General features: G+C 69.9%; 9 protein-coding genes and 1 pseudogene. 4 read left to right on the forward strand and 6 right to left on the reverse strand.

The features are described 5' to 3' along the window. From VED21_RS13885 to VED21_RS13895, 3 genes are all read left to right on the forward strand, one after another. The coding region (locus tag VED21_RS13885) for a lipopolysaccharide biosynthesis protein (RefSeq protein WP_324882965.1) at positions 1-632 on the forward strand (632 nt) is incomplete at its 5' end. A 126-nt stretch (positions 633-758) separates the two neighbouring features. Beyond that, positions 759-1,655 (forward strand): hypothetical protein, encoded by an 897-nt coding sequence (locus VED21_RS13890; RefSeq protein WP_324882966.1) that lies wholly within the window; start codon positions 759-761, stop codon positions 1,653-1,655. Then, the gene (locus VED21_RS13895; protein ID WP_324882967.1) at positions 1,652-2,176 is read left to right on the forward strand and encodes a hypothetical protein; all 525 of its coding nucleotides are present in this window, start codon (positions 1,652-1,654) and stop codon (positions 2,174-2,176) included. The genes VED21_RS13890 and VED21_RS13895 overlap by 4 nt, the downstream gene beginning before the upstream one ends. A 78-nt stretch (positions 2,177-2,254) precedes the next feature. Here VED21_RS13895 and VED21_RS13900 read toward each other — a convergent pair whose 3' ends face one another. The 5 genes from VED21_RS13900 to VED21_RS13920 form a co-directional block, all read right to left on the reverse strand. Continuing rightward, entirely contained in the window at positions 2,255-3,376 is a 1,122-nt protein-coding gene (locus tag VED21_RS13900; RefSeq protein ID WP_324882968.1) for a GNAT family N-acetyltransferase, read from the reverse strand. Positions 3,377-3,416: 40 nt separating this feature from the next. Continuing rightward, positions 3,417-4,898 carry a class I adenylate-forming enzyme family protein gene (locus VED21_RS13905; RefSeq protein ID WP_324882969.1) on the reverse strand — a complete coding sequence of 494 codons (1,482 nt, stop codon included), beginning with the start codon at positions 4,896-4,898 and terminating at the stop codon, positions 3,417-3,419. 31 nt (positions 4,899-4,929) lie between these two features. Then, positions 4,930-5,241, reverse strand: a complete 312-nt coding sequence (locus VED21_RS13910; protein WP_324882970.1) for an acyl carrier protein — start codon at positions 5,239-5,241, stop codon at positions 4,930-4,932. A gap of 34 nt (positions 5,242-5,275) precedes the next feature. Further along, positions 5,276-6,187 (reverse strand): polysaccharide deacetylase family protein, encoded by a 912-nt coding sequence (locus VED21_RS13915; protein ID WP_324882971.1) that lies wholly within the window; start codon positions 6,185-6,187, stop codon positions 5,276-5,278. 121 nt (positions 6,188-6,308) lie between these two features. Further along, positions 6,309-6,524: a hypothetical protein gene (locus tag VED21_RS13920; RefSeq protein ID WP_324882972.1), complete on the reverse strand. Its 216-nt coding sequence runs from the start codon at positions 6,522-6,524 to the stop codon at positions 6,309-6,311. Positions 6,525-7,300: 776 nt separating this feature from the next. On the opposite strand from VED21_RS13920, the gene VED21_RS13925 reads away from it, so the two are divergent. Continuing rightward, a complete protein-coding gene (locus VED21_RS13925; protein WP_324882973.1) occupies positions 7,301-9,685 on the forward strand; it encodes a heparin lyase I family protein in 2,385 nt (794 codons plus the stop codon). Between the two features lie 4 nt (positions 9,686-9,689). On the opposite strand, the pseudogene VED21_RS13930 reads toward VED21_RS13925, so the two are convergent. After that, positions 9,690-9,907 (reverse strand): annotated as a pseudogene (locus VED21_RS13930) (hypothetical protein); the annotation flags it as partial.

Here is a 9,907-nt window from a genome sequence, read left to right on the forward strand (position 1 = left end):
TCGAGCGGGAAGGGGTGGAATCGGCCCGCCGCCGCCTGCGCGAGAACTTCGCCATCGTCCTGGCGCTGTGCGTCCCCGCCACCGTCGGGCTGGCCCTGACGGCGGAGCACGTGGCCGTCGCCTGCCTGGGCGAGGAATACCGGGCGGCCGGCGCGCTGATGCCGTGGCTGGCGGTGGCGGCCTTCCTCAGCGGCGTGAAGATCCACGTCTACGACCACGTCTTCCACCTGAAGCAGCGCACCGGCCTGCTGCTGCTGCTGAACGTGCCGATCGCCGTGCTGAACGTCGGTCTCAACCTGCTGCTGGTGCCGTCGTGGGGCATTGCCGGGGCGATGACGGCCATGCTGGCCTCCTACGCCGGCGGGCTGGTGCTGACCATCTGTGCGGCGACGTGGCTGATGCCCGTGCCGGTGCCGGTCGACACCGTGTGGCGCAGCCTTCTGGCCGCCGGGGCGATGGCGGTGGCGCTGATCCTGCCGGCCTTCCCGCTGACGCCGGCCGGGCTGGCGGCCATGGTGGCGACGGGTGTCGCGGTCTACGCCGTGGTGGGGTTTGCGCTCAACCTGCTGGGCTGCCGCACCTTCGTCCTAGGCAGGATGCAGCGGATGCTGCAGTCCGCCCGGTCGAGCTGACGATCGTGCCACCCCCATCCGATCGAACGGGGTGTCGTGCGGGCTAATTCCGTTGCGGGTTTGCCGGGAGGCGGGGGCGGCTTTCATCATCACCGCCATGCGCCCGTCTTCTCCGGAGCGAACCCCATGTCGATCGGTACCGACGCCTCTCCTTCCCCCAGTCTTGCCTTGCGCGGCGCCTGGACGGTGCCGCGCGGCCAGTTCATGGCCGCCCTCTACCTCGTCGGTCTGATCAACGGGCTGGCGCCCGACGTCGGCGCCGCCATCACCAAGTACGGCGTGGCCATGGCCGCCGCCAACCTGTTCGGCGTCACCGTGATCGAGCTGCTGGCGAGCGCGCTCGCCCTGCGGCTGGCGCTGCGCGGCAGTTCGGCGCCGCTGTCGCGGGCGGACCTCGGCATGGGCGCCCTGTTCCTGGTGCTGATGGCGGCCCCGTCGCCGCAGGTCAGCTGGATGGCCATCGGCCTGCTGGCCTCCTTCGACGTGCTGCGCAACCGCACGGCGGACTGGAGCCGCGCGGCGGCCACCGTGATGCTGGCGCTGTCGGTGCACGAGGTGTGGGGTCGCGTGGCCGTCAATCTGCTGGCCATGCCGCTGACCAACCTGGAGGCGGCGGCCGTCGCCTTCACGCTGGGCCTGCTGCGCGACGGCGTCACGCTGAACGGCAACCTGGTGGACACGCCGGACGGCTTCGGCCTCGCCATCGTCGCCGGCTGCCTGTCCATGCACTACATCACCGCCGGGCTGGTGTGCTGGGTGGCGATCACCCAAGCGGCGCGGCCCGCCTGGAAGGCGCGGGACCTTGCCACGGCCGCGCTCGTGGTGCTGGCGATGTTCGCGCTGAACCACGCGCGCCTCGTCGGCATGGGGTTCGGCCCGGACGCCTACCACGCGCTGCATTCGGACCTGGGCGCCCAGGTCCTCGGCCTCGTCACCCTGGCGGCCGCGGCGCTGATCGCCATGCGCGGGGTGCGCGATGAAACGGCCAACGGAACGGCCAACGAACTGGGAGGTGCGCGATGAAGCTCGGTTCCCTGGCCCTGGCCGCCGGCCTTGTGGCGGTGGTCGCGGTAACGGTCCCGCCGAAGCTCGCCCGTGGCGGCCCCGAGGCGGGGGAGGGCTACGCCAACAGCCGCAGCCGCCTGGAAGGGCGGATCGACGCCTTCCTTGCCGCGCAGGGCTACCAGCGCGCCGGGCTGATCGCGCTCAGCGGCGACGCGCACTACCGCGTGCTGGAGTACGCGCGCCCGGCGCCGGCCGGTGCCTGCGGCGACACGCTGCGCGTCGGCGCCGTGCCGATCAACGGCGAGGCGACGGCCATGCTGGACAGCCAGTTCGCCGACGGCGGGCGGATCTCCTACGTGCTGTCGGGCCGCGTGCACGACGCGCCGCCGGTCTTCGAAGCCTACGTGTCCGAGAAGTTCGGCCGTTTCCTGCGCTTGTTCGGCGCGCAGTCCGGCACGACGCTCAACGCGCTTGTCGCCGTCGTGGAGGACGAGGCCTGCGCCGGCACCGTCGCCCGCCTGCCCTGGAAGGAGCTGTAGGCCTCCCCATTCTTCGGCCAGCAAAAAGCCCCTCCCCCGTCAAGGGGGAGGGGCTTTTCCGTTTCCTGGGGCGGGGGCTTACGGCCCCAGCTCTCGCAGGCCGGTGTCGCTGTCGCCGGCGGTGATCAGCCAGTTGCGGCGGTCGCCGATCAGGCCGGCCGCGTCGCGCGCGGTCTCGCCCAGGCGCGCCATGGCGCGCGTCGGCGTGCGGTGGCCCTGGCGGAACTGCAGGAAGCCCAGCGCCTTGAACACCCGGTCGGCCGGCTCGTTCAGCGTGCGGCAGAGCAGCGCCACCAGCCCCTCGCGCCGCGCAAGGCGGGTGAGCTGCGCCAGCAGCGGCAGCAGCCATTCCGGGCGCGCCAGATAGTCGATGATGACGCCGACCGGCTCGCCCGCCCAGCGGTCGACGCGCAGCACGACGTAGCCCTTCACCGATCCCCGGTGCACCAGGTAGAAGCGGCGGTAGCGGTCGGCGTGGCGGGCGTCGAAGCGCCAGGAGAGTGTGCGCAGGTCGCGGCGCGCCAGCACCGGCTGGTGCGGCGACACGGCGGCCCACAGCTCGTCCACCGCCGCGTCGAAGGCGGGGATGGGGACGAGGCGGGTGCCGAACAGCTTGGCGCCGATGTCGTAGGTGAAGCCGGCGAGGTCCAGCGCCGGCGTGGCCAGCGTCGCCGCCACCGGCAGGAAGGGGCCGCGCACCGCCAGGGCGCGCGCGCAGCGCCGCGCCTCCAGCACGCGGAAGTAGGTCGGCACGAAGCCGAGGTCGATCCACCCGGCCGTGCGGTAGGCCTTGTAGGCCGCCTCCGACATGCCGAGGCCGAGGGTCACGTCGCTGGCCGCGGCGTGCGTCTCCGACAGGGCGGGGCCGACGCCGCGCAGGCGCCATTCCGGGGCCACCATCAGCTCCACGCCCCAGGAGGCGGACAGCTCCCGCCCGCCGGCCTTCAGGCGGAAGGGGATGCCGCCCTGCTGGCCGACGATGGCGCCCTCGTACTCGTACACCCACAGCTGCGGCCCCTCGGCGTCGCGCCAGGGGTTCTCGTCGTACAGCCACTGCGTGTGGGCAGGGTCGAGCTGGCGCGCGCCCGGCCCGAACGTCGCCAGCTGGAAGGTTTCCAGAGCCGGCTGGTCGGACGGGCGGTAGCGGCGGAGTTCGCCGCGCTTGGGGGAGCGCAACCTGCGGTTTGCGATCGCTGTCATGACTCCTCGGTCACTGTGCTGAGGTCCGCCGGGCCGCCCGTCAGGCAGGCTCGGCGAGGGCGGCGCGCCGGATCTTGCCGGTGTCGGTCTTCGGCAGCGCCGTGCAGAACGCGATGAACCTGGGCACGAGGCGGCTTTCCAGTCGCGCCCGGCAGTGGCGGCGCACCTGCGCCTCGTCCAGCGCGGAGCCCGGACGGGCCACGATGTGCGCCTTGATGGCGGTGCCGTCGATCTCGTCCGGCACGCCGACCACCGCGGCCTCCGCCACGTCCGGCAGTTCGTAGAGGATGTTCTCGATCTCCTTGGGGCTGACCTTCTCGCCCCGGCACTTGAAGACGTCGTCCTTGCGCCCGACGAAATAGAGGAAGCCCTCCGCGTCGGCGGTGAACAGGTCGCCGGTGCGCAGGACGCCGTTTTGCAAACGCTTGGCCGTCTCTTCCGGCCGGCCCCAGTAGCCGGGCATCACGTTGGCGCCGCGCACCACCAGTTCGCCCACCACGCCGGGGGCGGCGCGGTTGCCGTCCTCGTCCACCACATAGGCCTCGCAGTTGGGCATGGCCTTGCCGACGGAGCCGATCTTGTCCTCCAGCCGGTCGGGGTCCAGGTAGGCGACGCGCGTCGATTCCGTCAGCCCGTACATGGAGAACAGGCGCGCCTGCGGGAACAGGGCGCGCAGGCGCCGGATGTGGGCGGGCGGCAGGGCGGCGGCGGTGTTGGTCATGCGGCGCAGCGTCGGCACCGTGCCGGCGTGGAAGGAGTCCAGCTGCAGCAGCATGGCGAAGATCGTCGGTACGCCCGGCAGGCTGGTGACGCCGTGCTTCGCCATCGTCTTCAGCACCACGTAGGGGTAGACGAACGAGCGCTCCAGCACGAGCGTGAAGCCCACCCGCACCGCCATGAACACCTGGAACAGCCCATAGTCGAAGGACAGCGGCGGCACGCACAGCACCACGTCGTCCGGCGTGTGGCCCAGGTAGCTGGAGATCGACCAGGAGGTGTTGACGATGTTCCGATGCGTCAGCATCACCCCCTTCGGCCGCCCGGTGGAGCCGGAGGTGTAGATGATGGCCGCCAGATCGGCGTCGATCATCCGCGGCGTGTCCGGCGGACCGGCGTCCTCGACCGCCTCGCCCAGCCACAGCGTGGCGCGTACCGACGGCGCCTCGGCCACGGCCGGCCGCACCTCCTCGGCGCAGGCCGGCGGGGCGATCACGGCGCGCACGCCGCAGTCGTTCAGGACGAAGGCCAGCTTGTCGCGTTTGGTGGTCGGGTTCAGCGGCACCACCACGGCCCCGGCCTTCAACACGCCGTACAGCGCCACCACCGTGTCGATGGTGTTCTCGGCCAGCAGGACGACGCGGTCGCCGCGCGCCACGCCACGCCGCTGCAGCGCGGCGGCCAGCGCGTCGCTGTCGCGTTCCAGCGCGGCGAAGGTGCGCCGCTCGTCGCCGGCGATCAGGGCCGTCTTGTCCGCGAACCGCAGGGCGGTGTCGCGGAGCAGGTGGTGAGCCAGGAAGGCCATGCCGTGCCTCTCGGATTCAGGCTGCTTGGGATTAGGCCGCGCGCTTGCGATCGACGAAGGCGGCGATGCGCACGATGGTGTCGAACACCTCGGGCACCATCTCCTCGTCCTCCACGGTGATGCCGAAGTGGTCCTCGACGAAGGCGACGACCGCCATCATGCCGGTGGAATCCACCACGCCCGTGTCCATCAGCGACTGGCCGTCACTCAGCCCGCCCGGCGTGCCGAGCAGGAACGTGTCGACGATGTAGCGCCGGACCTCGGCCGCCGTATCGGGGGCAACGGATTCGGTCATGGCCTCATCGACGACGGGTGGGCGGCACAGGGTGGGAATGGTGAGCATGGGGGAACACTCCTGACGGGCCGGGTCCCGGCGCTCACGCGCGGGCGTGGGCCGGCCGCACGCCGGCCGCCGGGGCAGGGCGGGGGCGCAGCTTCATGCGGATGGCGCGCAGCCAGCTGGGCAGACCGGTCATCTGCGCCACCAGCCAGTTGAGCGAGGCGTGGTCGTACACGGGCATCACCTTCAGCCGGTACGGGTCGGCGTCGGGGCCGTTCCAACCCACCTCGATGGTGCGGCCGGTGGCGTAGCCCGCCCGCTTCAGCTCGGCGATCTCGCGTTCGCCATAATCGCCGTTGGGATAGGCGAAGTGCCGGCACGGCTGGTTCAGCGTCGCTTCCAGCTCCTGCTTGCACACGGCGATCTCGTCGGCGCAGGCGTCGTCGTCGCACTGCGGCAGGATGGGGTGGTGGCGGGTGTGTCCGCCGAAATCCGCCACGGAGGACAGCGTGCGCACCTCCTCCCACGTCAGGGCCTGGCGCTCGCCCTCCGTGCCGCTCAGGTCGCAGCCGGCCATGCGCAGCCGTTCGCGCCGCTGGGTGTCGGTCAGCCCCTTCAGCGCTTCGGCGCCCAGAGCCGCGGCGGCGGAGGTCTGCCACCAGAAGGGGCGGGCGGTGCCGACGATCTGGCTGCACAGGTAGATGGTCGGGCGCACGCTGAATTCGCGCAGGAGCGCCTCCAGCCGCGCGTTGCCGGCGTGCCCGTCGTCGATGGTGATGACCATCGGGTAGCGGGGCAACTCGTCCCAACGCCTGGAGGTCAGCGCCCGCTCGAACGCATCCATGGTGATGAAGCTGTAGCGGCGGGCGAAGTAGGCGAGGTGGGTGCGCAGGGTCTCTGGAGAGGGGTTGTGATAGACGGCGATCGTCACGCGCCGCCGCGCAAAGGCAAAGCGCACGAGCGCGTCCAGGCGCGTCACGCGCACGAATGCCCCTAACGCCTCTTTCATGGTGAACGTCCTCTCCGTCGTTGGCGGTTCTTTTGGGGCGGTTCTTTTTGGGGCGGTTCTTTATGGGTGACCCGGCCTCCGCCCGCTCGGGTAAGGCGGAGGCCGGGAAAGTCACCGCGCCTTACTGGTCGCTCTTCTGCGACCGCTTCCGCCACGCCAGCGCGCCGCCGGCAAGCAGCAGGGCCGGCAGGCCGGCGCCCAGCAGCGGCGCGGGTGCGCTGTTGTGCGGGTTGCGCGGGTTGTTCCAGCCGTTGTGGTGGCCGTTGTTGTGATGCGGGGCGGCAAACGCCGGAGCGGCAAACATGGTCGCGGCGGCCACCAGAAGAACGTACTTCATGTTCGGTCCCTTTCCCTTCGCTGATGTCGCGAGGAATTCGCGCCAGGAAAACGTAATGCAGGGTTCCGCCACGGTGGTGTGCTCTTAAGATTAATGTGTCTTGTGGGTAATGGCCGTGACGGGCGGTGTTCTCGGTTACCCGCTCCGGTTTGCAGTCGAACGAGCGCCTATCCATCAGGCTTGCTCCATTCGGAAAGAGCCTATTCTAATGTTTACTATTCAACTCAGCGGTTGATGCTGCCAAAGCGCCGGCTGTGCGGCGCTGCCGGTCGTGGCGTTCTTGAGGGGCCATGGGACCCGTGCGACCCGGTCCACACCGCTCGACAGGAGGAAAAACCATGCTGAGGCGCGCCGATCACACCCGCGAAAAATCGACGGAAATCAAGGGCTGGAACGCAATTGGCGTTGGGTGTGGCAGGATTGTCTCAATTTCGACCCAACTTCTCGGAAATTTTTTCGTTACGGTCCGCTCGTCGATTGGAGGATGGAACGGAGAGCAACACAAACTCCATCGAGGCAAGGGTCGACGGGTGTCCCCAGAGCGGGGGACCGCATGCGTCACGACGTGTGGCGTTGCCGGTTCCAGGCGTCCCGGTAGCTGGCAGGCAGGGCCGCAGCACCGAATGCCACCGCAAACGCGGTGGCCGCGCCGGACGGCACAATCGATCGCCTTGGTGGTGAGTTGCCTGGTCGCCTTGACAGCCACGGCTGCGGCGGCCGCCGAAGGCGCCCGGAAGGGGGCCGCCTCCAGGTCAAAGCCAACCGAGGAGAAATCCATGGCAGACGTTACCCGCACCGGCCTCGTGTACGAAGCCAACTTCGACACCCCGATGATCTCGGGCACGGGCTACACCCGCGAAGGCGCCCCGGTCAGCACCGGCACCTTCGCCGGCCGGACTGCGCTGAAGTCCTATCTGGCCCACGACGGCAGCGGCGCCGTGCGTTCGGAGATCGTGCCGGTCGGCATGACCGGTGCCAACTTCACCGCCGCCGGTTCGCAGAACGCCAACGCCAAGATCGGCGACACCTACTGGTACGGCGCCAAGATCTACGTCCCGGCCGACTGGCAGAAGGACAGCGATCCCGAGGTCATCATGCAGTGGCATGACTACCCGGACGCCGGCGAGGCGTGGAAGAACCCGAACCTCGCGCTGAAGATCCTGCCGTGGTCGGACGGCTCCAACCACTTGGTCGTGAAGGTCCGCGCCGACGCGTCCGAGTTCACGCCGTCGGGCGGTGGCGACAGCCGCTATGACTCGGTCAAGACCTACGACCTGGGCGACGTTTCCAGCCTCAAGGGCAAGTGGAACGATTTCGTTTGGAAGATCAAGTGGGGCTACACCGACAGCACCGGCAGCATCCAGCTGTGGAAGGACGGCAAGCTGGTCCTCGACCTGCCGAACAAGGCCAACTGCTTCAACGACGACCACGGCCCGTACTGGAAGCTGGGCGTCTACAAGTGGGGCTGGGCGGGCTCGAACGACACCGGCGCGGACAGCCGCACCTACTACTACGATGACATCCGCATCGCCAACAGCAGCGGCAACTACAACTCGGTCGCCCCGACGCAGACCACCGACGTGCCCACCACGCCCACCACGCCGACGACCCCGACGTCGCCGAGCACCGGCGTGACGCAGAGCAACGGCACCAGCGGCGCCGACAACATCAAGGGCACCGAAGGCGCCGACAAGCTGGGTGGCGCTGCCGGCAACGACACCATCTCCGCGGCCGGCGGCAACGACACCCTGGATCCGGGCACGGGCAACGACGTCCTGGACGGCGGCGCCGGCGTGGACGTGATCGACCTGTACAACCAGACCGTCGGCTACAAGGTCGATCTGGCTGCCAAGACCGCCAACGGCGGCACGGGCAACGCCAAGACCGTGGCCAACGTCGAGAACGTGGTCGCCACCACCCAGGCCGACGAGCTGCGCGGCGACGACAACGCCAACTCGCTGCGGGCCATGGAAGGCAACGACCTGGTCTATGGCCGCGGCGGCGACGACATGGTGGCCGGCGGCCTCGGCAACGACACCGTGTTCGGCGACCTGGGCAACGACAGCGTCTACGGCGGCGGCGGCGACGACCAGCTGTACGGTGGCCAGGGCAACGACACCATGTTCGGCGACGACGGCGCCGATAAGATGTACGGCGGCGACGGTGCCGACCTGATGTCCGGCGGTGCGGGCAACGATATCCTGGTGGGCGGCGCCGGCAACGACGTCGTCACCACCGGTGCGGGCCTCGACACGGTCGTCATCGAGAAGGCGGCGGGCGTGGACCGCGTCACCGACTTCGCGGTGGCCGAGGACAAGATCGACCTGACCCCGTACTACAACGCCATCAAGGCGGCGGGCGTCACCCCGGCCACGGACTACGTCAAGTTCGTCGCCAACGGCACGGCGACCGAGGTCCGCATCGACGCCGACGGTTCGGCCGGTTCGGGTGCCCCGGTGACGGTCGCCACGCTGGACAACGTCGCGGCGTCGGCCATGAAGGTCGGCACCAACGTGATCGCTCCGGCCGGTTCGTCCACCTCCACCCCGACCTCTCCGACGACGGGCGGCACGGCGACGAACACCATCACGGTGACGGCGCACTCCAACCTGGCGGGCGGCGTCGGCGGGCACTTCAAGGTGCTGGTGGACGGCAAGCAGGTCGGCGAGGCCACGGCCAACACCACCACGGCGACGGCTTACACCTTCAAGGCGACGCTGACGCAGGACGCTGCGCACAAGATCCAGGTGCAGTACGACAACGACGCCGTGATCAACGGCGTGGACCGCAACCTGCACATCAAGGGCATCGCCGTGGACGGCAAGGCCATGGCCTCCACCGCCACCGGCGTCACCTACGACAAGTACGCGCTGGACGGCCAGGACGTCATCCCCGGCCAGACGGGGATGTGGTGGAACGGCACGCTGACGTTCAACCCGACCAAGGACTACTTCCACGCCTCGGCGCCGGTGGCGTCGGCGGCCCCGGCGGAAGCGGGCTCGGTCGACCTGTGGAACCACGTGGCCATGCAGCAGGCCCCGGCGGTTTCCGCCGAGGCGGCTGCGGCCCAGGCCACGACCTTCGACGCGGCGGCGCTCAACGCGCTCCACGCCGACCCGCTGTTCGAGCAGCACGACCTGTCCGGCACCAACGCCGCGTAACGAGTCAACGGTTCGGTATGCCTTCGGGGGCCGGCAGCGCGCGCTGCCGGCCCCTTTCCTTGTGCCGGGAAAGGACGGCCGAGAGGCCGGCCGCCAGGGCGAAGAAGACCACCAGCCACACCACGCGCGACTGGTAACGGTCGCGCACGCTGGACAAGGCGCCGGTGACGAAGGCGTTGCCCGCCAGCCCGGCCAGGATCGTCACGAACAGCGCCGTCCCCT

This window comes from Azospirillum sp., assembly GCF_035627195.1.
In the GTDB taxonomy this organism is placed as follows: domain Bacteria; phylum Pseudomonadota; class Alphaproteobacteria; order Azospirillales; family Azospirillaceae; genus Azospirillum.